This window comes from Nocardioides sp. S5, assembly GCF_017310035.1.
Lineage (GTDB): Bacteria > Actinomycetota > Actinomycetes > Propionibacteriales > Nocardioidaceae > Nocardioides.
In genome coordinates this window covers 3,232,097-3,255,526 of sequence record NZ_CP022296.1, presented here as the reverse complement: position 1 = coordinate 3,255,526, position 23,430 = coordinate 3,232,097, and the positions used below count along the sequence as shown (strand labels likewise).

General features: G+C 71.9%; 23 protein-coding genes. 16 read left to right on the top strand and 7 right to left on the bottom strand.

Going from position 1 to position 23,430, the window contains the following annotated elements; translation table 11 throughout:
* The first annotated feature begins 36 nt into the window (after window positions 1-36).
* From ilvD to CFI00_RS16105, 5 genes are read left to right on the top strand one after another with little or no spacing between them, the layout of a single operon-like run.
* Window positions 37-1,728, top strand: coding sequence for a dihydroxy-acid dehydratase (ilvD, locus tag CFI00_RS16125; protein ID WP_207082088.1), 1,692 nt, complete (start codon window positions 37-39; stop codon window positions 1,726-1,728).
* Window positions 1,729-1,783: 55 nt separating this feature from the next.
* Window positions 1,784-2,989 (top strand): kynureninase, encoded by a 1,206-nt coding sequence (gene kynU, locus CFI00_RS16120; RefSeq protein ID WP_207082087.1) that lies wholly within the window; start codon window positions 1,784-1,786, stop codon window positions 2,987-2,989.
* Between the two features lie 14 nt (window positions 2,990-3,003).
* Window positions 3,004-3,738 carry a GNAT family protein gene (locus tag CFI00_RS16115; protein WP_242532439.1) on the top strand — a complete coding sequence of 245 codons (735 nt, stop codon included), beginning with the start codon at window positions 3,004-3,006 and terminating at the stop codon, window positions 3,736-3,738.
* Window positions 3,739-4,155, top strand: coding sequence for a VOC family protein (locus CFI00_RS16110; protein WP_207082085.1), 417 nt, complete (start codon window positions 3,739-3,741; stop codon window positions 4,153-4,155). It abuts the gene before it with no gap.
* Window positions 4,152-4,592 (top strand): deaminase, encoded by a 441-nt coding sequence (locus CFI00_RS16105; protein ID WP_207082084.1) that lies wholly within the window; start codon window positions 4,152-4,154, stop codon window positions 4,590-4,592. The genes CFI00_RS16110 and CFI00_RS16105 overlap by 4 nt, the downstream gene beginning before the upstream one ends.
* Here the strand turns inward: CFI00_RS16105 and CFI00_RS16100 are convergent, their stop codons facing one another.
* Window positions 4,593-5,036 carry a hypothetical protein gene (locus tag CFI00_RS16100; protein WP_207082083.1) on the bottom strand — a complete coding sequence of 148 codons (444 nt, stop codon included), beginning with the start codon at window positions 5,034-5,036 and terminating at the stop codon, window positions 4,593-4,595.
* 25 nt (window positions 5,037-5,061) lie between these two features.
* Here CFI00_RS16100 and CFI00_RS16095 point away from each other — a divergent pair, with 25 nt between their 5' ends.
* From CFI00_RS16095 to CFI00_RS16065, 7 genes are all read left to right on the top strand, one after another.
* Window positions 5,062-6,078 carry a S66 peptidase family protein gene (locus tag CFI00_RS16095; protein WP_242532438.1) on the top strand — a complete coding sequence of 339 codons (1,017 nt, stop codon included), beginning with the start codon at window positions 5,062-5,064 and terminating at the stop codon, window positions 6,076-6,078.
* Between the two features lie 49 nt (window positions 6,079-6,127).
* Entirely contained in the window at window positions 6,128-6,820 is a 693-nt protein-coding gene (locus CFI00_RS16090) for a 4a-hydroxytetrahydrobiopterin dehydratase (protein ID WP_207082082.1), read from the top strand.
* Between the two features lie 231 nt (window positions 6,821-7,051).
* Window positions 7,052-8,809, top strand: a complete 1,758-nt coding sequence (locus CFI00_RS16085; protein WP_207082081.1) for an acetolactate synthase large subunit — start codon at window positions 7,052-7,054, stop codon at window positions 8,807-8,809.
* Complete coding sequence (gene ilvN, locus CFI00_RS16080) at window positions 8,809-9,360, top strand: acetolactate synthase small subunit (protein ID WP_207082080.1); 552 nt, start codon at window positions 8,809-8,811, stop codon at window positions 9,358-9,360. Before CFI00_RS16085 ends, ilvN begins: the two co-directional genes overlap by 1 nt.
* Before the next feature lie 76 nt (window positions 9,361-9,436).
* Complete coding sequence (ilvC, locus tag CFI00_RS16075; protein WP_277988306.1) at window positions 9,437-10,465, top strand: ketol-acid reductoisomerase; 1,029 nt, start codon at window positions 9,437-9,439, stop codon at window positions 10,463-10,465.
* A 92-nt stretch (window positions 10,466-10,557) separates the two neighbouring features.
* On the top strand, window positions 10,558-12,030 hold the full coding sequence (locus tag CFI00_RS16070; RefSeq protein ID WP_207082079.1) for a cytosine permease: 1,473 nt from the start codon (window positions 10,558-10,560) through the stop codon (window positions 12,028-12,030).
* Window positions 12,031-12,138: 108 nt separating this feature from the next.
* On the top strand, window positions 12,139-12,855 hold the full coding sequence (locus CFI00_RS16065) for a DsbA family oxidoreductase (protein WP_207082078.1): 717 nt from the start codon (window positions 12,139-12,141) through the stop codon (window positions 12,853-12,855).
* 15 nt (window positions 12,856-12,870) lie between these two features.
* Here the strand turns inward: CFI00_RS16065 and CFI00_RS16060 are convergent, their stop codons facing one another.
* Entirely contained in the window at window positions 12,871-13,446 is a 576-nt protein-coding gene (locus CFI00_RS16060) for a YdeI/OmpD-associated family protein (RefSeq protein WP_207082077.1), read from the bottom strand.
* A gap of 179 nt (window positions 13,447-13,625) precedes the next feature.
* On the opposite strand from CFI00_RS16060, the gene serA reads away from it, so the two are divergent.
* A complete protein-coding gene (gene serA / locus CFI00_RS16055; RefSeq protein ID WP_207082076.1) occupies window positions 13,626-15,221 on the top strand; it encodes a phosphoglycerate dehydrogenase in 1,596 nt (531 codons plus the stop codon).
* Window positions 15,222-15,233: 12 nt separating this feature from the next.
* Here serA and CFI00_RS16050 read toward each other — a convergent pair whose 3' ends face one another.
* Window positions 15,234-16,694: a PLP-dependent aminotransferase family protein gene (locus CFI00_RS16050; RefSeq protein WP_207082075.1), complete on the bottom strand. Its 1,461-nt coding sequence runs from the start codon at window positions 16,692-16,694 to the stop codon at window positions 15,234-15,236.
* A 61-nt stretch (window positions 16,695-16,755) separates the two neighbouring features.
* Between CFI00_RS16050 and CFI00_RS16045 the strand changes: the two genes are divergently transcribed.
* Entirely contained in the window at window positions 16,756-17,433 is a 678-nt protein-coding gene (locus CFI00_RS16045; protein WP_207082074.1) for a hypothetical protein, read from the top strand.
* 3 nt (window positions 17,434-17,436) lie between these two features.
* Here CFI00_RS16045 and CFI00_RS16040 read toward each other — a convergent pair whose 3' ends face one another.
* The 4 genes from CFI00_RS16040 to CFI00_RS16025 all read right to left on the bottom strand — a co-directional run bounded on the left by CFI00_RS16040 (window position 17,437) and on the right by CFI00_RS16025 (window position 21,801).
* Window positions 17,437-18,927 carry a signal peptidase I gene (locus tag CFI00_RS16040; RefSeq protein ID WP_207082073.1) on the bottom strand — a complete coding sequence of 497 codons (1,491 nt, stop codon included), beginning with the start codon at window positions 18,925-18,927 and terminating at the stop codon, window positions 17,437-17,439.
* A 20-nt stretch (window positions 18,928-18,947) separates the two neighbouring features.
* Window positions 18,948-19,556 (bottom strand): hypothetical protein, encoded by a 609-nt coding sequence (locus tag CFI00_RS16035; protein WP_207082072.1) that lies wholly within the window; start codon window positions 19,554-19,556, stop codon window positions 18,948-18,950.
* 160 nt (window positions 19,557-19,716) lie between these two features.
* Window positions 19,717-21,192, bottom strand: coding sequence for a gamma-glutamyltransferase (locus tag CFI00_RS16030; protein ID WP_207082071.1), 1,476 nt, complete (start codon window positions 21,190-21,192; stop codon window positions 19,717-19,719).
* A gap of 18 nt (window positions 21,193-21,210) precedes the next feature.
* Window positions 21,211-21,801 carry a class I SAM-dependent methyltransferase gene (locus tag CFI00_RS16025; protein WP_347401875.1) on the bottom strand — a complete coding sequence of 197 codons (591 nt, stop codon included), beginning with the start codon at window positions 21,799-21,801 and terminating at the stop codon, window positions 21,211-21,213.
* Window positions 21,802-22,174: 373 nt separating this feature from the next.
* Here CFI00_RS16025 and CFI00_RS16020 point away from each other — a divergent pair, with 373 nt between their 5' ends.
* Window positions 22,175-22,315, top strand: a complete 141-nt coding sequence (locus tag CFI00_RS16020) for a hypothetical protein (RefSeq protein WP_207082070.1) — start codon at window positions 22,175-22,177, stop codon at window positions 22,313-22,315.
* A 10-nt stretch (window positions 22,316-22,325) separates the two neighbouring features.
* Window positions 22,326-23,417: a 3-isopropylmalate dehydrogenase gene (locus tag CFI00_RS16015; RefSeq protein WP_207082069.1), complete on the top strand. Its 1,092-nt coding sequence runs from the start codon at window positions 22,326-22,328 to the stop codon at window positions 23,415-23,417.
* Window positions 23,418-23,430 lie beyond the last annotated feature (13 nt).

Below are 23,430 nucleotides of genomic sequence, written 5' to 3'. Positions count from 1 at the left end.
CTCCACGAACGGGGAGCGGCGCACTAGCCTGACGGCATGACCCATGCCGCCAACGGACCCGACATCAAGCCCCGCAGCCGCGCCGTCACGGACGGTCTGGAGGCGACCGCGGCACGGGGCATGCTCCGCGCGGTGGGCATGGGTGACGACGACTGGGAGAAGCCGCAGATCGGGGTCGCGTCGAGCTGGAACGAGATCACGCCCTGCAACCTGTCGCTCGACCGGTTGGCCAAGGCAGTGAAGAACGGCGTGCACGCGTCCGGCGGCTACCCGTTGGAGTTCGGCACCATCTCGGTCTCCGACGGCATCTCCATGGGCCACGAGGGCATGCACTTCTCCCTGGTGAGCCGCGAGGTGATCGCGGACTCCGTCGAGACGGTGATGATGGCCGAGCGACTCGACGGGTCGGTCCTGCTGGCCGGGTGCGACAAGTCGCTGCCCGGCATGCTCATGGCGGCTGCCCGCCTCGACCTGGCAAGCGTCTTCCTCTACGCCGGCACCATCATGCCCGGGCAGGTCGACGGCAAGGACGTCACGATCATCGACGCCTTCGAGGCCGTCGGCGCCTGCCTGGCCGGCAAGATCACCCGCGAGAAGGTCGACGAGATCGAGCGTGCGATCTGTCCCGGCGAGGGCGCCTGCGGTGGGGCGTACACCGCCAACACGATGGCCAGCGTCGCCGAGGCGCTAGGGATGAGCCTCCCCGGCAGCTCCTCTCCGCCGGCGGTGGACCGCCGCCGCGACGGGTTCGCGCACAAGTCCGGCGAGGCCGTCGTGGAGATGCTGCGCCAGGGCATCACCGCGCGTCACATCATGACCAAGCCGGCCTTCGAGAACGCGATCGCGATGGCGATGGCCCTCGGCGGTTCCACCAACGCCGTCCTCCACCTGCTGGCCATCGCCCGCGAGGCCGAGGTGGACCTGACGCTCGACGACTTCACCCGCATCGGCAAGAACGTCCCGCACCTGGCCGACATGAAGCCCTTCGGCCGCTTCGTGTGGACCGACTTCGACCGTGTCGGCGGCATCCCCGTGCTGCTGCGCGCGCTGCTCGACGCGGGGCACCTGCACGGCGACGTGCTCACCTGCACCGGCAAGACGATGGCGGAGAACCTCGCCGAGCTCGACCCGAAGCCCCTCGACGGCGAGATCCTGCGCCAGCTCGAGCGCCCGATCCACGCGACCGGCGGCCTGACCATCCTCAAGGGCTCGCTCGCTCCCGACGGGGCGGTGGTCAAGAGCGCCGGCTTCGACGACTCGACCTTCACCGGCACCGCGCGGGTCTTCGACGGCGAGCGCAAGGCCCTCGACGCCCTGGCCGAGGGGCAGATCGAGGCCGGCGACGTGGTGGTCATCCGCTACGAGGGCCCGAAGGGGGGCCCGGGCATGCGCGAGATGCTCGCCATCACCGGCGCGATCAAGGGCGCGGGCCTCGGCAAGGACGTCCTGCTGATCACCGACGGGCGCTTCTCCGGCGGCACGACCGGGCTCTGTGTGGGGCACATCGCCCCCGAGGCGAGCGACGGCGGCCCGATCGCGTTCCTCGCCGACGGCGACCAGATCACGCTCGACGTGGCCAACATGACCCTCGACGTCCACGTCGACGAGGCCGAGCTGGCCCGGCGTGCGCAGGGCTGGGAGCCGCTGCCGCCGAAGTACACCCGCGGCGTGCTCGGCAAGTACCGCAAGGTGGTGCAGTCCGCGGCCCACGGCGCGGTCTGCTACTGACGCAGGCTGGACGGCGGGGACGGGCGTCGGAGCGTCGACGGATAGGTTGCGGAGCGTGAGCACCGCAACCGACCTCGACGCTGCCGACCCGCTGGCGCGCTTCCGCGAGCGCTTCGTCGGCGCATCCTCCGACCTCGTGTACTTCGACGGCAACTCGCTCGGCCGGCCCGTCGCAGCGACGGCCGAGCGGCTCAGCACGTTCGTCGAGCAGGAGTGGGGTGGGCGCCTGATCCGCGGCTGGGACGAGCGCTGGATGGACCTCCCCACAACCCTCGGCGACGACCTGGCCCGCATCTGCCTGGGCGCCACCTCTGGCCAGACCGCGATCGGCGACTCGACCACCGTCTGGCTCTACAAGCTGATGCGCGCCGCGGTCGACCACGTCGCCCGCACCGACCCGGACCGCACCGAGATCGTCATCGACACCGACAACTTCCCCACCGACCGCTACGTCGCCGAGGGGATCGCCGCCGAGCGCGGGCTGTCCCTGCGCTGGATCGAGGTCGACACCTCCGCCGGCGTCACGTCCGAGCAGCTGCGCGAGGTCGTGGGGGAGCGCACGGCCCTCGTCGTGCTGAACCACGTGGCCTACCGCTCGGCGTGGCTGGCCGACGCTCCCGAGCTGACCCGGATCGCCCACGACGCGGGCGCGCTGGTGCTCTGGGACCTGTGCCACTCGGCCGGAGCCGTCGAGGTCGAGCTCGACGCGTGGGACGTCGACCTCGCTGTCGGGTGCAGCTACAAGTACCTCAACGGAGGCCCCGGCTCACCCGCCTTCGGCTACGTGGCCGAGCGCCTCCAGGACGAGCTCACACAGCCGATCCAGGGCTGGATGGGCCACGCCGACCCGTTCCTGATGGGGCCGGGCTACACGCCGGCCGCCGGCGTCAGGCGGTTCATCTCCGGCACGCCCCCGATCCTCGGCATGGTCGCGATGCAGGCGATGCTCGAGCTCGTCGAGGAGGCCGGCATCGAGGCGATCCGCGCCAAGTCCGTCGCGCTGACGTCGTACGCCGTCGAGCTCGCCGACGCCGTGCTGCCCGAGGTCACCCTCGCGTCGCCGCGCGACCCGGCCCGGCGCGGAGGGCACGTCACGCTCCACCACGACCGGATGCGCGAGGTCACCGCACGCCTGTGGCAGCGCGACGTCATCCCCGACTACCGCGACCCCGGCGGCCTGCGGATCGGCCTGTCCCCGTTGTCCACGTCGTTCGACGAGGTCGAGCGCGGCGTCGCCGCAGTTGCGGAGGCCCTGCGATGAGCCAGCCTGTAGGAGTGCGACTCTCCGCGACGCGGACCCGGAGCACCAACGACCACGGCCAGCGCATCGGCCGCCCTGTCGACTGGACCCCGGCACGGGTCCCCGACCGTGACACGGTCCTCGAGGGCAGGGGCGTACGCCTCGAGCCGGCCGGCGCGCAGCACGTCGACGACCTGTTCGCGGCCCTGTGCCGCTCCGACGACGACCCCATCTGGACGTACCTCTTCTGGGAACGCCCCCGTGACCGTGACGAGCTGGCGCGGATCCTCGACGCGAGCCGCGAGGCGGGGCAGGTGACCTTCGCCATCGTGGCCTCCGAGACCGACCGCGCAGTGGGCTTCTGCTCGCTCATGCGCGTCGATCCTGCGATGGGGTCGATCGAGGTGGGTGGGATCGCGTTCGGCCGCCAGCTCCAGCGCAGCCGTGCGGCCACGGAGGCGATGGCGCTGCTGATGCGCCACGTCTTCGACGACCTCGGCTACCGACGCTACGAGTGGAAGTGCGACAGCCTCAACGCGCCGTCGCGCCGCGCCGCCATCCGGCTGGGCTTCATCTGGGAGGGCCGCTTCCGCAACGCCGTGGTCTACAAGGGCCGCAACCGCGACACCGACTGGTTCTCGATCACCGACCTCGAGTGGCCACGGGTCAGCAGGGCTCTCGACGCGTGGCTGGACGACGACAACTTCGACGACATGGGACGCCAGCGCACACCCCTCGCCGCACGCCCGCCCGAGAAGACGGAGGACTGAATGGACCAGCGCGTCAGCTTCATCACCCTCGCGGTGGCCGACCTCGGCGCCTCGCGCCGCTTCTACGTCGACGGCCTCGGGTGGGACCCGGAGCTCGACGAACCGGACGAGGTCCTCATGTTCCGGGTCGCGGACAAGGTCGTGCTGAGCCTGTGGGACGAGCGCGGCTTCACCGCCGAGATCGGACACCCGCCCGCCCGCGGCGGCGTACCCCCGATCACGCTCGCCCACAACGTCGCCACCGCCCGCGGCGTCGACACGGTGCTCGAGCAGGCCCGGGTGGCCGGGGCCAGCGAGGTGGGGGAGGCCGCGAAGCGCGAGTGGGGTGGCTACACCGGCTACTTCGCCGACCCCGACGGCTTCCGCTGGGAAGTCGCCTACAACCCCGGCGAGATCGGGCAGTCTGTCCTCCCGTGAGCCAGCCCCCCGCGGTCCCCGGCTGGGACGACTACTTCCTCGGCATCGCCTCGGCCGTCTCGGCGCGCGCCAAGTGCACGCGCCGCCGCGTCGGCGCGGTGCTGACGATCGAGCACCGCATCATCGCCACCGGCTACAACGGCGCGGCGCCCGGCGAGGACGACTGCCTGGCGGGCGCCTGCCCTCGCGGACGCCTGGGGTACGACGACGTGCCCGGCCTCGGTGACTACGACCGGCCCGGCACGCCCGGGTTCTGCATCGCCATCCACGCCGAGGTCAACGCGCTGCTGTTCGCCACTCGCGACACCAAGGGCGCCACGGCCTACATCACCGACCCGCCCTGCCCCGGCTGCCGCAAGGCGCTCGCCGCGGCGGGCGTGGTGCGCGCGGTGTGGCCGGACGGCGAGCACGACCGCGAAGGCCTCACCGCCTGGTGACTACCTCACCCACACCAGCTCGTCGGCCTCCCACTTCGCCAGCGCCACCGGCACCAGGCTCGCCATCGCCTCGCCGGGGGTGAGTGGCCGCAGGTCCTCGGCGTGCTCGGCGCCGTAGGCCCGGCCGACCTCGTTGTTGTGCGTGTCGATGCGCGAGTCCCTGCGGCTCGGCGTACCGGCCTCCTGCGCGGCCGCGATCGTGCGGGCCGCGTCGACCCCGAAGCGCGCCGTCAGGACCGCCTGCCACATGAAGTGCCGCATCGCGTTGGCCCGTCCCGGCACGCCCCGCCCGTGCTGGGCGGCGCTGGTCATCGCGTCGCGGGAGATGCGGAGCGCCTCGAACGTGTCCGAGGTCCCCAGCCCGGCCTTCCTCGCGGCGACGTAGAGGCGCGGCACCGCGCTCGAGGAGTGGATGGCCTGGCCCACGACGTCACCGAAACCCATGGACACAGGGTGGCAGACTCCGGGGATGGACATGCCGCTGCGCTTCCCGCGCCCACTCCGTGCCGGTGACCGCATCGGCGTCACCTCGCCGTCGGCCGGGGTGGCGGGCCCCGCCGCTGCGCGTATCGACTTCTGCGTCGGGTGGCTCCGCGAGAGGGGGTACGACGTCGTGGTGGGAGAGTGCATGGACGGCACCGGCCTGACCTCCGCGCCGGCCGCCGCGCGCGCCGCCGAGCTCAGCCGGATGCTCGCCGACCCCGACATCGCCTGCGTCGTCCCACCGTGGGGAGGCGAGACCGCGATCGACCTGGTCGACCTGCTCGACTGGGACGCCCTCGCCGCGGCGGAGCCGACGTGGCTGGTCGGCTTCTCCGACCTCTCCACCGTCATGCTCCCGATCACCACCCGCCTCGGGTGGGCCACCGTCCACGGCGACAACCTGGCCGACACCCCGTACGCCGTCCCCGACGGGCTGCTGCACTGGCTCGACGTCGTCAGCGGTGAGGGGCCCTTCACCCAGCGCGGCTCCGGCGTCGTCACCGACTGGTGGCGCTTCGAGGAGGACCCGCTGGCCACGACGTGGAAGCACGTGGGCACGGGCGCCTGGGAGATCCACGAGGGAGGCGGCCTCGACGTGTCGGGGAGGCTGATCGGTGGCTGCATCGACACGATCGGCCACCTCGCCGGGACGCCGTACGGCGATGTGCGGGGCTGGGCGGAGGCGCTGGACGAGCCGACGATCGTCTACGTCGAGGCGTGCGAGGACCACGCCGTCGACATCTGCCGCTTCCTGCACGGCATGCGGCTGGCCGGGTGGTTCGACCGCGCGGCAGCAGTGCTGGTGGGCAGCACCCGAGCACCGGACCACCCCGACCTGACGCAGCGGGAGGCGGTGCTCGACGCGCTCGGCCGGCTCGACCTGCCGATCGTGTGGGACCTCGAGATCGGGCACGTGCCACCGCACCTGCCGTTGGTCAACGGTGCCCTGGCCCGCGTCGTGGTTGACCGGGACCGTCAGGAGATCACCCAGACCCTCACCTGATCCCGGCAGGGGGTGGCCGCTGTCGGTGCTCCGTGGCAGGGTCGATCGCATGAGCGACTCGACCGCTGACCCGAAGGCACGCCTGACCCACGACGACGTCCTCGCAGCCGGCCTCGACGACTGGCGCACGGTGCTCAACCGGCTCCGGGCGCGTTTCCGCACCGGCGACTTCGCCACCGGCGTGGCCCTGGTCGACCGGATCGGCGCGGCCGCCGACGAGGCCGACCACCACCCCGACGTCTCTGTGACCTACCCCGAGGTCATCGTGACCCTGTCCAGCCACGACGTCGGCGGCATCACCAGCCGCGACATCGACCTCGCCCGGCAGATCAGCGGCTTCGCCGCCGAGCTGGGCGCTTCGGCGGACGTCTCCGGTCTGACCCAGGTCGAGCCCGGCCTCGACACCGCGGACGGCGCGCGGCTCGCCCCGTTCTACGCAGCGCTCATCGGTGGTGAGGTCCAGGACGGGGAGCCCGTCGATCCCAGTGGTCAGGTGTCGACGCTGTGGTTCCAGGAGCCCGCCACGAGCGAGGACGAGACCGGGCCCGAGCTGCCCGCCCAGGACCACGACCAGCGCTGGCACCTCGACGTGTGGGTGCCGCACGACGAGGGGGAGCGTCGGCTCCAAGCCGTCCTCGACGCGGGCGGGAGGCTCGTCAGCGACGCGGCCGCGCCGTCGTACTGGGTGGTCGAGGACGCCGACGGCAACCGCTCGTGCATCTGCACCCCGCTGGACCGCTGACCGCGTCCGACGTGCCACATCGTGGGACTCGTGTTCCACATGTTGGGACGACTGTCACACTTGCTTGACGCCGGAGGCCCCCGGCGACGACGGTTGTCGCATGCGCACCGAGATTCTTGTACGCACGCGACGCGTGAGCTGAGGCCCCAGGCCGCAGGCACACGCGTCACCCCTCGTCGCCCACCGGGCCGAGGGGTTTTTTGTTGGGCCGAACACGACGGAAGAAGAACCATGACGGAGCAGGGCGGACAGGTCAGCGGATCGGTCACGGGAGCGCAGAGCCTCGTGACGTCCCTGGAGGCGGCCGGTGTGACCGACATCTTCGGCATCCCCGGCGGCGCGATCCTCCCGGCGTACGACCCCCTGATGGACTCCACGCGGATCCGGCACATCCTGGTCCGCCACGAGCAGGGTGCCGGGCACGCCGCGCAGGGGTACGCCTCGGCGACCGGGCGCGTCGGCGTCTGCATGGCCACCTCGGGGCCGGGCGCGACCAACCTGGTGACGCCACTGGCCGACGCGCACATGGACTCGGTGCCGATGGTCGCCGTCACCGGGCAGGTCGGCGCCGCGATGATCGGGACCGACGCCTTCCAGGAGGCCGACATCCGCGGCATCACGATGCCGATCACCAAGCACAACTTCCTGGTCACCGACCCGGACGACATCCCGCGCACGATCGCCGAGGCCTTCCACATCGCCTCGACCGGTCGCCCCGGACCGGTCCTCGTCGACGTCGCCAAGTCGGCGCTGCAGGCGCAGACGACGTTCGCGTGGCCGACCGAGCTGCAGCTGCCGGGCTACCGGCCCGTCACCACGCCGCACGCCAAGCAGATCAAGGAGGCCGTGCGCCTGATCCGCGAGGCGCGCCGTCCGGTGCTCTACGTCGGCGGCGGCGTGATCCGCGCCCGCGCCTCGCGCGAGCTGGCCCAGCTGGCGGCGCTCACCGGCATCCCGGTCGTCACGACGCTGATGGCGCGCGGGGCCTTTCCCGACAGCAACCCGCAGCACCTGGGCATGCCCGGCATGCACGGCACGGTGGCCGCGGTCGCGGGCCTGCAGAAGAGCGACCTCATCATCAGCCTCGGAGCGCGGTTCGACGACCGCGTCACCGGCAATCTTGACTCCTTTGCCCCGAACGCGCTGGTCATCCACGCCGACATCGACCCGGCCGAGATCGGCAAGAACCGCCACGCCGACGTGCCGATCGTCGGTGACTGCCGCGAGGTCATCGCCCAGCTCGTCGCCCTGCTGCAGGCCGAGGGCGCCGACGGTGACTACGAGTCCTGGATCGCCTTCCTCGCCGGGCTGAAGAAGAGCTACCCGCTCGGCTACGACGCGCCTGCCGACGGCTCGCTGTCCCCGCAGTACGTCATCGAGCGCCTCGGCGCGATCGCCGGTCCCGAGACGATCTTCACCTCGGGGGTCGGCCAGCACCAGATGTGGGCGGCCCACTTCATCGACTACGAGCGGCCCAACACGTGGCTGAACTCCGGTGGCCTCGGCACGATGGGCTTCTCGGTGCCGGCCGCGATGGGTGCCAAGGTCGGCATGCCCGACTCATGCGTCTGGGCGATCGACGGCGACGGCTGCTTCCAGATGACGAACCAGGAGCTCGCCACCTGCGCGATCAACGACATCCCGATCAAGGTCGCGATCATCAACAACGAGTCGCTCGGCATGGTGCGCCAGTGGCAGACGTTGTTCTACAACGAGCGCTACTCCAACACCGACCTGCACTCCAAGCGGATCCCCGACTTCGTCAAGCTCGCCGACGCCTACGGCTGCGTGGGCCTGGCGTGCGAGTCGCCCGAGGAGGTCGACGCCACGATCGAGAAGGCGATGTCGATCGACGACCAGCCCGTCGTGGTCGACTTCCGCGTCCACCGCGACGCGATGGTCTGGCCGATGGTCGCAGCAGGCAGCAGCAACGACGAGATCCAGTACGCGCGCGACCTCGCGCCCCAGTTCGACGAGGATGACCTCTGATGTCCAAGCACACGCTCAGCGTCCTGGTCGAGAACAAGCCGGGCGTCCTGGCCCGCATCGCAGGGCTGTTCTCGCGCCGCGGCTTCAACATCGACAGCCTCGCCGTCGGCCCTACCGAGCACACCGAGATCTCGCGGATGACCATCGTGGTCAACGTCGAGGAGTCCCCGCTCGAGCAGGTCACCAAGCAGCTCAACAAGCTCGTCGAGGTCATCAAGATCGTCGAGCTCGACGGCTCCGCCTCGGTCAACCGTGAGCTCCTGCTCGTCAAGGTCCGTGCCGACGCCACCACGCGCGGTGCGGTCCTCGACGCCGTGCAGCTGTTCCGTGCCAAGGTGGTCGACGTGGCGCCGGACGCGGTCACGGTCCAGGCCGTCGGCAACGCCGACAAGCTCGCCGACCTGCTCCGCGTGCTGGAGCCGTTCGGCATCCGCGAGCTCGTCCAGTCCGGCATGGTCGCGATCGGTCGCGGCTCGCGCTCGATCAGCGAGCGACCGCAGCGCACCGTCACCGTCCCTGCCCCCGTTTCCGCGATCACGATCGCTGGTTGAGGTGCGAGGCCGTCCGCGGCCGAGCCTCGAAACCAGACCAGTCAGCACCACCCCAACCCATGAAGGAGAGCCCCCAGTGGCTGAGATGTTCTACGACGACGACGCCGACCTGAGCCTGATCCAGGGCAAGAACGTCGCGGTGATCGGCTACGGCAGCCAGGGCCACGCCCACGCGCTGTCCCTGCGCGACTCCGGCGTCGACGTCCGGATCGGCCTGCAGCCCGGGTCGAAGAGCCGCGACAAGGCCGAGGCCGAGGGCCTGCGCGTCCTCACGCCCCGCGAGGCGGCGGAGGAGGCCGACCTGATCGTCATCCTCGCCCCCGACCAGCACCAGCGGAAGCTCTACGCCGAGGAGATCGAGCCCGCACTCACCCCCGGCGACACCCTCGTCTTCGGCCACGGCTTCAACATCCGCTTCGGCTACATCACCCCGCCCGCCGGCGTCGACGTCTTCATGGTCGCGCCCAAGGGCCCCGGCCACCTCGTGCGTCGCGAGTACGTCGACGGGCGCGGCGTGCCGGTCCTCGTCGCGGTCGAGAAGGACGAGTCCGGCAAGGCCTGGGACCTCGCGCTGTCCTACGCCAAGGCGATCGGCGGCCTGCGTGCCGGTGGCATCAAGACCACCTTCACCGAGGAGACCGAGACCGACCTGTTCGGTGAGCAGGCCGTGCTCTGCGGCGGCGCCTCGCAGCTCGTGCAGTACGGCTTCGAGGTGCTCACCGAGGCCGGCTACCAGCCCGAGGTGGCCTACTTCGAGTGCCTCCACGAGCTCAAGCTCATCGTCGACCTGATGTACGAGGGCGGCATCGCCAAGCAGCGCTGGTCGGTCTCCGACACCGCCGAGTTCGGTGACTACGTCTCCGGCCCGCGCGTGATCACCCCGGACGTGAAGAAGAACATGGAGGACGTGCTCGCCGACATCAAGAACGGCGCGTTCGCCGAGCGCTTCATCACCGACATGGACAACGGTTCGCCGGAGTTCACCGAGTTCCGCAAGAAGGGTGAGTCCCACCCCATCGAGCAGACCGGCCGGGAGCTGCGCAAGCTCATGGCCTGGGTGAAGTCCCACGACACCGACTACGTCGAGGGCACCGCCGCGCGCTGACGCGACACCCGCGCACACCTCGTACGGCGCGCCGGGCAGGACCGACCTCCTGCCCGGCGCGCCGTCGTCGTTCCGCGGCCTACGATTCACCCATGAGCAACACAGCGACCACCGGCTCGGGGCTCGAGCAGACCCGCCGTCTCGGCGTGGAGACCACCGGCATCGAGATCATCGAGGAGTCGGCGCGGACCGCACGGCCTCGCGACCTGTTCTGGCCGTGGTTCGCCGCCAACGTGTCGGTCTTCGGCCTGAGCTACGCCTCGTTCGTCCTCTACTTCGGGATCTCGTTCTGGCAGGGCGTGCTGGTCTCGGTCGTCGGCATCGTCGTGTCCTTCGCCCTGTGCGGAGTGATCGCGATCGCCGGCAAGCGCGGCTCGGCGCCGACCATGATCCTCAGCCGCGCGGCGTTCGGCGTGCAGGGCCAGAAGGTGCCCGGCGTGATCTCGTGGCTGGTCTCGATCGGCTGGGAGACCTTCCTCGCCATCCTCGCGGTCCTCGCGACGTCGACGATCTTCACGCGTCTCGGGTGGGGCGGCGGGACCGGGACCAAGATCGTGGCGGCAGTGGTGGTGGCCGCGCTCATCGTCGCGGCGAGCGTCGCGGGCTACCACGTCATCATGCGGATGCAGTCGGTGCTGACGTGGATCACCGGCGCGGTGACGGTGCTCTACATGGTGCTCACCCTCGACGACATCGACTGGTCGGCGGTGCAGGCCATCCCGGCCGGCTCCACCCAGGCGGTGATCGGTGCGCTGGTGATGGTGATGACAGGCTTCGGCCTCGGCTGGATCAACATCGCGGCCGACTGGTCGCGCTACCAGAAGCGCACCGCCTCCGGCCCCTCGATCGTCGCGTGGAACACGTTCGGCGGCGCGCTGGCCCCGGTGGTGCTGGTGCTCTTCGGCCTCGCCCTGGCGGGCTCCTCGACCGAGATCCTCGACGGCGTGGCGGGCGACCCGATCGGCACCCTGGCCACGCTGCTCCCGACGTGGTTCCTCGTCCCGTTCCTGCTCGCCGCAGTCCTCTCGCTGGTCAGCGGTGCGGTGCTCGGCATCTACTCCTCGGGCCTCACGTTGCTCTCGCTCGGGGTGAGGCTCACGCGCCCCCAGGCTGCTGCCGTCGACGGCGTGCTGCTGACGCTCGGCACGTTCTACGTCGTGTTCATCGCCCAGGACTTCGCCGGACCGTTCCAGAGCTTCCTCATCACCCTCGGCGTCCCGCTCGCGGCCTGGGCGGGCATCATGATCGCCGACCTCGCCCTGCGTCGCCGCGACTACGACGAGGAGGCACTCTTCGACGCCTCGGGCCGCTACGGCGCCTTCGACTGGACCTCGATCGCCACGATGGCCGTCGCCTCGCTGGTCGGATGGGGACTGGTCATCAACTCGTTCAGTGACGCCGCCTCGTGGAACAACTGGCAGGGCTACCTCCTCGGCCCGCTCGGCCTCGGCGGGCGTGACGGCGCCTGGGCCTTCGCCAACCTCGGCGTGCTGTTCTCGCTGGTCATCGGCCTGTCCGGCGGCTACCTCCTGCGGCGGCACACGGTCGCCCGCCAGGAGTCCTGACCTCCGCTGCCCGGGCGCGACACGCCCGGGATACGGGTTGAGTCTCCCAGCGACTCAACCCCGAGGACGCGCGGGAACACCCGGGCCGACGCCGGTGTTGGAGCACACGTGTTGATCGAGATCTGGTCCGACGTCGTCTGCCCGTGGTGCTACATCGGCAAGCGCCGCATCGAGAACGCCCTGGCTGCGTTCGACCACGCCGACGAGGTGGAGGTGCACTGGCGCTCCTACCAGCTCGACCCCGGCGCGCCCACCGAGCCGACCGAGCGCGCGGTGGAGATGATCGCCCGCAAGTACGGCCAGTCGGCCGCCGGTGCGCAGCAGATGCAGGACCGCGTCGAGGCCGTCGCGGCCGAGGAGGGGCTGGTCTACCGGCTCTCCCAGACCCTGCACCTCAACACTGTCGACGCGCACCGCCTGATCCACCTCGCCCACGCCGAGGGCGGCAACCCGCTCCAGGGCCGGGTGAAGGAGGCGCTGCTCGCGGCGTACTTCACCGAGGCGCGCAACGTCGCCGACCACGCGGTGCTGCGCGAGGTCGCCGTCGGTGCCGGCCTCGACGCGGCCCGGGTGGAGGAGGTGCTGGCCTCGCGTGAGTTCGAGGCCGACGTGCACGCCGACGTCGAGCAGGCGCAGGCGTACGGCGCCAGCGGGGTGCCGTTCTTCGTCATCGACCAGAAGTACGGCGTCTCCGGGGCGCAGCCGACCGAGACGTTCACCCAGGTGCTCGAGCGGGCCTGGTCGGAGTCGCACCCCCCGATCGAGGTGCTCGCCACCGGCGGCGAGGGCGCCCAGGAGTGCGGCCCCGACGGCTGCCCCGTCTGAGGCTCTGCGGCGGCACTAGGGTCGGGACTTCTCCCCACGGGCCGCCTTCTCGGCCGTGGTGGCCACGCGCGCGGCCCGGGTCTCGGGTCGCTTGGCCAGCACGACCCACGTCAGGATCATCTTCTGCGCGGACGCCGACCACGACTCCCAGTGCTCGCGCGAGCCCGGGTGCCGGTCGAGGGCCGCGGCCAGGTCGTCCGGCACGACGCAGTCCTCGACGGCGTCCATCAGCGTCCACATGCCCGTCTCCTTCGCGACCACAACAGCAGCAGCCCCGGCCGGCTCCATCAGCCCGGCCTCCTCGAGGCGGGCGACCCGGGCCTTGTTGATCCGGGTCCACATGCTGCCGGCGCGGCGCGGGGCGAACCACTGCATCGAGCGGTGCTCGTCGACGGGCCGCACGGTCGAGTCGACCCAGCCGAAGCGCAGCGCCTCCACGACGGCCGCCTCGTAGGAGAAGGGTCGGTCGCCGGCCCTGCGAGGGCTCACCAGCCACACCCCGGACGGCTGCGCGTGGTGCTCGCGCAGCCAGTCGCTCCACTGCTCGACCGCCGCCGGCTCGAGCTGCTCGGCGTCGTCCATCGCACCCATCCGGCCATCGTAGGAGCGCCCACCGACACCGAAGCGGGACCGCGGGGGAGGGGGCTGTGACCTGAGGAGTGGGACGGGTTCGGCCGTCCTCGGACTCGCAGGTAGTGTGGGCCGGGCACAGCGTCGTGCAGTCCCGGATCTTCCATGATCGTTTGTGATCTTCCACTGAGGACCCCGCTGTGAACGTACCCGCCAAGCCTGTCGTACTCATCGCCGAAGAGCTGAGCCCCGCCACGATCGAGGCGCTCGGTCCCGACTTCGAGATCCGCCACTGCAACGGCGCCGACCGCGCCGAGCTGATCCCCGCGATCGCTGATGTCGACGCGATCCTGGTCCGCTCCGCGACCAAGGTCGACGCCGAGGCGCTCGCCGCAGCGGGGAAGCTCAAGGTCGTCGCCCGCGCAGGCGTCGGCCTCGACAACGTCGACGTCAAGGCCTCCACCCAGGCCGGCGTGATGGTCGTCAACGCGCCGACCTCCAACATCGTCAGCGCCGCCGAGCTCGCCGTCGCGCTGATGCTCGCCGCAGCCCGCCACCTCAGCCCTGCGCACGCGGCGCTGAAGAACGGCGAGTGGAAGCGCTCGAAGTACACCGGCATCGAGCTCTACGAGAAGACCGTCGGCATCGTCGGCCTCGGCCGGATCGGCGTCCTGGTCGCGCAGCGCCTCAGCGCCTTCGGCATGAAGGTCATCGCCTACGACCCCTACGTCCAGGCCGGACGCGCCGCGCAGATGGGCGTACGTCTCGTCGACCTCGACACGCTGCTCGCGGAGTCGGACTTCATGAGCGTGCACCTGCCCAAGACGCCCGAGACGGTCGGACTCATCGGCGCCGAGCAGCTCGCGGCCGCCAAGCAGAGCCTCGTCCTGGTCAACGCCGCCCGCGGTGGCATCGTCGACGAGGCCGCCCTCTACGACGCCCTGAAGACGGGCCAGATCGCCGCCGCCGGCCTCGACGTCTTCGCCAGCGAGCCCTGCACCGACAGCCCGCTCTTCGAGCTCGAGAACGTCGTCGCGACGCCCCACCTCGGTGCGTCCACCGACGAGGCGCAGGAGAAGGCCGGCATCGCCGTGGCTCGCTCGGTGCGCCTCGCGCTCAGCGGCGAGCTCGTGCCCGACGCGGTGAACGTCCAGGGTGGGGTCATCGCCGAGGACGTACGCCCCGGCATCCCGCTGACCGAGAAGCTCGGCCGCGTCTTCACCGCGCTGGCCGGTGAGGTCGCGAGTGCGCTCGACGTGGAGGTGCGCGGCGAGATCACCGAGTACGACGTCAAGGTGCTCGAGCTGGCTGCTCTCAAGGGCGTCTTCGCCGACATCGTCGAGGAGCAGGTCTCCTACGTCAACGCGCCGCTCCTCGCCGCCGAGCGTGGCACCGAGGTGCGCCTGGTGACGGAGTCGGAGAGCCCCGACCACCGCAACCTGATCACGCTGCGCGGCACGCTCGCCGACGGCACCCAGGTCTCCGTGAGCGGCACCCTCGTGGGACTCGCCCAGAAGGAGCGCCTGGTCGAGGTCAACGGCTTCGACGTCGACATCGAGCCGACCACCCACCTGGCGTTCCTCACCTACGAGGACCGTCCGGGCATGGTCGGCACCGTCGGCGGCATCCTCGGCGCCGCCGCGGTCAACATCGCCGGCATGCAGGTCTCACGCCAGGACAAGGGCGGCGCCGCCCTCGTCGCGCTCAGCGTCGACTCGGCCATCCCGGCCGAGACGTTGGCCGAGATCGAGACGGCCATGCAGGCCGCCTCGGTGCGCGCGGTCGACCTGAGCTGAGCCGGACCGGACCTACGCGACCATCACCCGGCCGGCACCTTCCCGGCGCGACCGGCTCGACGCCGGCCGGGTGGAGGTCGACACGTGCTCCCACGCGTCGGCGAGTCGGCGTACGGCCTCGGTGAGGGTCTCCGGCGACGCGGTCCACGGGATCCGGACGTAGCGGTCGAGGCCGCCCTCCACGGTGAAGACCGGCCCGGGTGCGACCACGACGCCGCGGCGCTCGGCCTCGGCGGACGTGGCGGTGCCCAGCGCCTCGGGCAGCTCGCACCACAGCGCGAGACCGCCGTCGGGGACGCGGAAGCGCCACTCCGGCAGGTGCTCGCGCAGGCCCGTCACCAGCGCGTCGCGCCCCGCGACCAGGCGCTCGCGGTGCAGGGGGAGCACCTCGTCGGCGTGGTCCATCAGGTCCGCCAGCACGAGCTGCTCGAAGACCGGCGCTCCGAGGTCGAGGCCGATGCGGGCATGGATGAGCCGGTCCATGTCCGCGAGCGGCGCGCGCACCCAGCCCAGCCGCAGCCCGCCCCAGAAGGACTTGCTCGCGCTGCCGATGGTGATCGCGTCGTCGGCGTACGCCGCCAGCGGCCGGGGCATCGCCGCCGCCAGGCCGGGCGTGAGCGCCAGGGCCTGGTGGGCCTCGTCGGCGACCACCACGGTGCGGGTGCGGGCCAGCGCGGCAGCCAGCTCCTCGCGCTGCGCCTCGGACATCAGGTGGCCGGTCGGGTTCTGGAAGTCGGGGATCAGGTAGGCCAGCCGCGGGGCCGACTGCCGGAGCGTCGCCGCGAGCGCGTCGAGGTCCCAGCCCTCGGGGTCCACCGCCGCGGGGACCAGCCGAGCGCCCGCGTGGCGCACCGCTTGCGTGGCGTTGGGGTAGGTCGGCGACTCCACCACGACGCGGTCGCCGGGGGAGGTGTAGGCCTGGGCCACGATCGACGCAGCGGCGAGCGCGCCGGCGGTGACCATGACCTGCTCCGGCACCGTGGGCAGCCCGCGGGCCTCGTACGCCGCCGCGATGCGCGCCTGCAGCGCAGGGACCCCGAGCGGGAAGTATCCCGGGCCGCTGAGGTAGGCCGGCAGCTCCTCGGTCGCGCGCTGGTAGGCCTCCACGAGCCCGGGGGGTGCGGAGTGCGCGGCGCAGTTGAGGTCGATGATGTCCTCGCCCCCGGTCCCGGGCAGCAGCGAGCGGTCGTGGGCGCGGCGGTGCCCGCCCGGCACGGTGGTGAAGGTCCCCGACCCGCGACGCGCCTCGGCGTACCCCGACTCGCGCAGCACCTCGTAGGCCCGCGTGATCGTCGTGCGGGAGACGTCGAGCGCGCCGGTGAGCTCGCGCTCGCTCGGCAGGCGTACGCCGATCCCGATCCGGCCGTCGCCGATGAGCACGCGCAGGCTCTCCGCCAGCCCGAGGTAGGCGGGGGAGCGGGGGAAGTCGCCGGTGAGAGTGGCTATGCGCTGGGCACTGATCACCGGGCTCATGCAGGCCACTGTTCCACGATTGGCTATGTCGGACAAGGCCAATCATGGTCACCATGGACCCATGAGCACCACGCCCTGCGACATCCCCACCGGCACCGTCATCGCCCCTCGCGGCGGACTGGTCGACCTCGGCCCGTTGGCCCAGCTGCGCGCCGGGCGGCTCGCCCGCCGCCTGCCCCAGCTCTACGTCGGGCTGTTCCTCTACGGCGTCTCCCTCGCAATGATGGTGCGCGGCACGCTCGGGCTCGCGCCGTGGGACGTGCTGCACTCCGGCTTCGTGCGCCACGTGCCGATGTCGCTGGGGCAGGCCGTGGTGCTCTTCAGCTTCGTGGTGCTCCTGCTCTGGATCCCGCTGCGCGAGATGCCCGGCCTGGGCACCATCAGCAACGCCCTGGTCGTCGGCCTCTCCGCCGACGCGACGCTCGCGGTGCTGGCCGATCCCGACGCGATCGCGGCGCGCATCGCGCTGATGGTCGGCGGCGTGGTGCTGTGCGGCTTGGCGAGCGCCCTCTACATCGGCGCCCAGCTGGGCCGCGGGCCCCGCGACGGCCTGATGACCGGCCTCGCCCGCCGCACCGGGCTGTCCCTGCGGCTGGTCCGCACCGGGCTGGAGGTCACCGTCGTGGTGATCGGACTGCTGCTCGGTGGCGTGCTCGGCATCGGCACCGTCGCCTACGCGCTGGCCATCGGACCGCTCACGCAGCTGATGCTGCCGTGGTTCACCGTCGACCTGGACTGAGACCTAGCGTGCCGCCCAGTGCGCCGCGACCCGGGTCGCCGGCAGGGTGGAGTGGTAGATCGCGACGTTGTCGAGGTCGCCGGTGAACGACGCGGTGAAGCCGTTCTGGTTGCCCGTGCTGCCCTGCCCCACCCGCCAGTACCCCGGGTAGCTCTCGACGTAGGAGCTCGTCCCGCTGACGACGCGCACCCCGTCGACGTACACGGTGGAGAAGCGCGACGGCGTGCTCGTGACGACCAGGTGGTGCCACGCGCCGTCGTTGTAGGGCGCGGCAGTGGTGAGGGGAAGGTCCCCGTTCTTCCAGGTGCCGAAGGTGATGTGCCCGGACGGGGTCATGGACACGATCCGGTCCGCGGCCGCGCCACGCCAGTTGTCGTCCCGGTCGTCCTCGAAGCCGGCGAGGTAGGCCTGCGTCCTCGCCGTCGTGCGGAACCACAGCTCGATGGAGTACGCCGACGGCGCCGCGACCGCCTGCGTGCCGAGGACCGCCCGCCCGCCGGCGTTGTCGATCGCGGTGCCGGGGTTGCGGGGGAGCCCGCCGGGGGTGCCGAGGGCGAGGTTGCCGTAGTACTGCCCGGTGCGGTCGTTGCCCGACCGGTCCGAGGCGTACTGACCGCTGGTCTCGTCGAGCAACCAGAAGCCGTACGGCCTGTCGGCCAGGACGGCGGTGACGTAGGGCTGCGTCCACGACCCTGCCGTCCAGTCCGAACCGCTGTTCCTCGTGTGCCCGGTGAAGCCGGCGCTGGCGGTCGAGGCGAGCGTGCCGACGACGACCAACGAGGCCACGGCCAGGAGCGGGGTGCGCGAGCGGCGTACGCCGTCCCTGGGTGGTGGCCCGGGCTCGGTCCCGCCTGACGAGGAGGGTCCGTCCGGAGGGGGACGCGAGGTGAAGCGGTCGCGAAGGATGCGGAGCAGCCGCCACCGTGGCGGCTCGCCGTCGAGCCTGCGGGTGGCGAGCGCGAAGGCCGCCACCGTCACGAGGAGCCACGCGGCGAGCGGGAGCCACCGTCCGGCCTGGAGCCAGGTGACCGGCAGCCCGGCGTGGGGGACCAGGAGCACGGCGGTCGCCCGGATGTCGCTGCGTGGGAGCGGGGTGACGTCGGTGAGCTCGTTGGCGTCGCCGGCGGTGGTGTAGTCGCCGTCGTCACGCAGCTCCACGACGCGGTGGACCATCAGGTGCGGTCGCGTCGTGGCCGGGTCGTCGTAGACGAACACCCGCCCGACCCGGACCCGGTGGTCGTCGGCCCAGGGCTTGGCGACGACGACGTCGCCGACCCGGATGGACGGCTCCATGGACCCGGACCGGACGACGTAGGACCCCCACCCGAGCACGACGGGAGCGACCGCGATGACCACCAGCCCGAGGACGAACGTGCGGTAGATGCGGGCCAGCAGCACCCCCGCGAGACGGGTCCAGTCGCGGACCTCCGAGGCGTGCCGAGGCGAGGCCGCGGGGCGCTGGAGGTCCCCGTCGAGGACGGACGTGGCGGTCATGGGAACGGGAGCGGCGCCTGTCAGTTGCTCTGCATCTCCCACTGCATGTCGATGCCGGTCTTGGCGCCCTGCATGGCGTCGATCTGGGCCTGGCTCATGCCGGTGGTGTCGAACCTCCACGTCATGCGGTAGGTCTTGGACGAGACGCCGGGGTCGACGACCCATCCGCCGAAGCCCTGCTCGAAGGTGTTGACCTGGGCGATGGCCGACAGCGGCTGATTGGTCACGTGCGCCGGTCCGCCTGCGACGAAGCCGGTGCAGTCGGCGAACGAGCCGCCGGTGCCGGACTCGATCGTCACGAGGACCCTGTTCTCCAGGCCCGCGGTCGAGGTCACCGGGTTGATGGCGTAGCCCTTGACGGTGCTCGGGACCGAGGCGTCGGCGGTGACGGTGATGCACTTGGTCTGGGTGTCGCCCGGCAGCATGTTCGCCACGCGGAAGCGAGCGGCGCCGTTGTCGTCGTCGGTCAGCTTGACCGACCCGGTCGCCCACTCGTTGCCCGAGTTGCGGGTCTGGCCGGTGAAGGCGGCGTACGACGCCTGGTAGACGGACGCGCCGAGTGCGACGAGGGCGAGGGGGGTGGCGACGACGGCGAGGGCCTGGGTCGTCTTCTTGCCGGGGGACTTCATGTGAGGGATTCCTTCGTGACGCGGGTGGCGGCAGCCGGTGCTGCCCGCCGGGGCAGCCACACCCTAGGAACGGCACGGCAAAGAAATCCGCCGAATGAGTAATAAACGTCACACGGGTCTTGACATCGAGCGGACCGATCGCGCACGGAAGCGGCGGGTGCTACCGGCCGACGAGCCGGGCCACGCCCTCGCGCCGCGGGTCCGCGACCGCCTCGAGGTGCCCGTCGGCGCCGGTGAGCGCCGCGCCCACCCCGCCGAAGTACATCGACAGCTCGTCCTCGACGCGCACCTCCTCGTCGGCCAGGCCGGCCCGGTGGACGTGCACGCGCGGGTGCGCGACCGCGGTCGCGAGGTCGAGGCCTCCGTTGAGGAAGCCCGCCAGGGCCGACACCACGGCGGTCGTGATGCGGTCCGCGCCGGGGGAGCCGATCGCCAGGGTGGCGCCGTCGTCGTGCCGGCCGACGGTGGGCGCCATGTTGGACAGCAGCCGGGAGCCGGGCGCGAGGGGCCGTCCGGGCGGGTTGAGCTCCTGCTCGCCGAGGCAGTTGTTGAGCCAGATGCCGGTGCCGGCGGCGATCATCCCGGCGCCGTAGCCCGACGACACGGTGATCGAGCACGCGCCGCCCTCGGCGTCGGAGACCGACACGTGCGCGGTCGAGCCCGACTCCAGCACCGCGCGGTGGTCGGCGTCGACGCGATCAAGCCACGCCCGCGACGCCGCGTCCAGGTCGGACGCCGTCTCGAGCACCTCGCGTCGGTGGCCCAGCACCGCGCGCTGCACCCGCACGAGGTGCTCCACGTCGGCCTCGTCCCACCCGGCCAGCGGGTGCCCGTCGAGCAGCCGCAGCATCGAGGCGACCACGACGCCGCCCACCGACGGGGGAGGGGTGGTGGCGAGGCGCCAGCCGCCGACGCGCGTGGTCAGGGGCGCGCGCACGACCGGGGCGTACGCCGCGAGGTCGGCCGCGCCGAGCAGCCCGCCGCGCGCCTGCAGGTCCGCGGCGACGAGCGCGGCGAGGTCGCCCTCGTGCAGGGCGCGCGGGCCGGCGTCGGCGACGTGCTCGAGCGTGCCGGCGAGGTCCGCGACCACCACCCGGTCCGTGGTCACGCGTCCGTCGGCGTCGTGCAACGCGTCGTGGCTGGCGCGGTCCCAGCCGAAGACGGTCTCGTGGACGTGGTCGAGGTAGTAGCGCGACGCCGAGCCGAGCCGGAAGCCGCCCCGGGCCACGTCGACGGAAGGTGCCACGAGCTCGCGCCACGGCAGCCGTCCGTCGCGGGCGTGCGCCTCGCCGAAGGCCGCCAGCGAACCGTGCGTGGCGACCGAGCCGGGCCCGATCGTGATCGTCACCCCGCCGCCGTAGGCCGTCGTCACGTCCCAGGTGCGCGCCTGCTCCGCGTCGGGTCCGCGCCCGATCCCGGGGCGGTCGACCCACCCGTCCACGGTGTACGCCGATCCTGCCGCCGGCTGCACCGCGACGAAGCCGCCCGAGCTGAGCGAGACGAGGCCGACCTCGTTGACCATCGCGACCAGCGCGGCGGCGATCGCGGCGTCGACGGCGGAGCCCCCGGCGCGCGCGACCTGCTCGGCGGCGTCGGCCGCGGCGGGGTTCGGGGCGGCGACGGCCAGTCCGGTCATGGTCCGGTCATCGGGGGGTCAGCGACGCGTCGCGATCACGGCCGAGGCGTCGGCGGCGACCATCACCTCGACCGCGGTGAAGCGGTCGTCGGTGAGCCACTGCTCGCGCAGTGTGTCGACACGGCCGTAGGTGATCGGCGGCCACGACTCGCAGGGCGCGAAGTCGTCGAGCACCACGATGCCGCCGGGCTCGACGAGGTCGATCACCGACTCCACGCCCACCTCGGACGGGGAGCCGGAGTCGAGGAAGAGCAGGGAGAAGGGGCCGCGGTCGCGCAGCACGTTCCAGTCGGCGGCGAGCACCTCGACCTTGGCGTCGTCGTCGAAGATCTTGGCGGCGGCGCCGGCGAGCGACTCGTCGAGCTCGGCGGTCAGGATCCGCGCCCCGTTGCGTACGCCGCTGCGCAGCCAGGCGGTGCCGACGCCGCAGCCGGTGCCGAACTCGGCCATCGTGCCCCCGCGCGTGGCGGCGAGCGTGGCCAGCAGCCGGCCGGTCTCGTTGCGGCAGAAGGCGACGTAGCCGGCCTGGCGGCACACGTCGAAGGCGCGCTGGACGACGTCGGGGAGTTCGGGGGGAGCAGACATGAGGTCGCCGAGTGTGTCATCCATCTGCGCCCGTCTCGGTGACCGAGCGGGAGTCTCACGATCTGACACGTTCCCGGAAAACGGATGCGCGCGTCCGCTGGGCGGTCGTACAGTCCTTCCATCATGCGGAGCGTCTTCGTACTTATCGTTCGCCGCGGCGGGGCCTGACAGAAGGCCACCTCGTCGCGGTGTTCGGCGTTGACGAGGTTCCGCCGCCCGGCCTTCTTCGACTCAGTCGAGCTCGAAGCCGCCGCCTCTGCGGCGGGTCCGCCAGTCACGCGTGATCCGCCCTCCTGTCGGCCGGCAGCCGGGTGCCCGGGCGATCCCCGCACTCCCGCTCCCTCACCCGCCGCGGTGTCGGTGGCTCCGAGCTCACGACCTTCCAGGAGTGAGACCCATGTACGACCTGTATCCCGACGCCTGGGGCCCGGCGGCCCACGACCCGGAGAACCCGCGCAGCCTCGAGAACACGGCAGCTGCCCTGCAGACCGCGCTTGACCTGCGAGACAACGGCGGCATGCGCCCGGACGACAACTAACGTTCGCGGCATGCCAGACACCCCGCAGACTGCGTCCGACACCGGCAGCCCTCGGAGCCAGACCCTCGCCGTCATCCCCGGCGACGGGATCGGCCCGGAGGTGACCGCCGAGGCCCTCAAGGTCCTCGAGGCGGCCTCCCCGGTGACGTTCGAGTCCACGCGCTACGACCTCGGCGCGGAGCGCTACCTCGCCACCGGCGAGGTGCTGCCCGACTCGGTGCTCGCGGAGATCCGCGAGCACGACGCGATCCTGCTGGGAGCCGTCGGCGGCAAGCCCAACGACCCGAACCTGCCCCCCGGCATCCTCGAGCGCGGGCTGCTGCTCAAGCTGCGCTTCGAGCTCGACCACTACGTCAACCTCCGCCCGTCGCGGCTCTACCCCGGCTCGGCCTCACCCCTGGCCGACTCCGTGCTCGAGCGCGGCGAGATCGACTTCGTCGTCGTGCGCGAGGGCACCGAGGGCCCCTACACGGGCAACGGCGGTGCCCTGCGCGTCGGCACCCCGGCGGAGGTCGCCACCGAGGTCTCGGTCAACACGGCGTACGGCGTCGAGCGGGTGGTCCGCGACGCCTTCGCCCGCGCCGAGAAGCGACCGCGGAGGAAGGTGACCCTGGTCCACAAGACCAACGTGCTCACCAACGCCGGCTCGCTGTGGTGGCGCCTCTTCCAGTCGGTCGCCGCGGAGCACCCGGGCGTGGAGACCGACTACATCCACATCGACGCGGCCATGATCTTCATGGTCACCGACCCCGCCCGCTTCGACGTGATCGTCACCGACAACCTCTTCGGCGACATCGTCACCGACCTCGCCGCCGCCATCACCGGTGGCATCGGGCTGGCCGCCTCCGGCAACGTCAACCCCGACCGGACGGCGCCGTCGATGTTCGAGCCGGTCCACGGATCCGCCCCCGACATCGCCGGGCAGCAGAAGGCCGACCCGACCGCCGCGATCCTCTCCGGCGCGCTGCTGCTCGACCACCTCGGCCACCCCGAGGCGGCGGCGCGGATCGAGAAAGCCGTGCTGGGCGACCTCTCCGAGCGCACGCCCGGCACCACCCGGCGTACGAGCGAGGTCGGGGACGCCATCGCCGCCCGACTCTGAGTAGGTTTGCCCC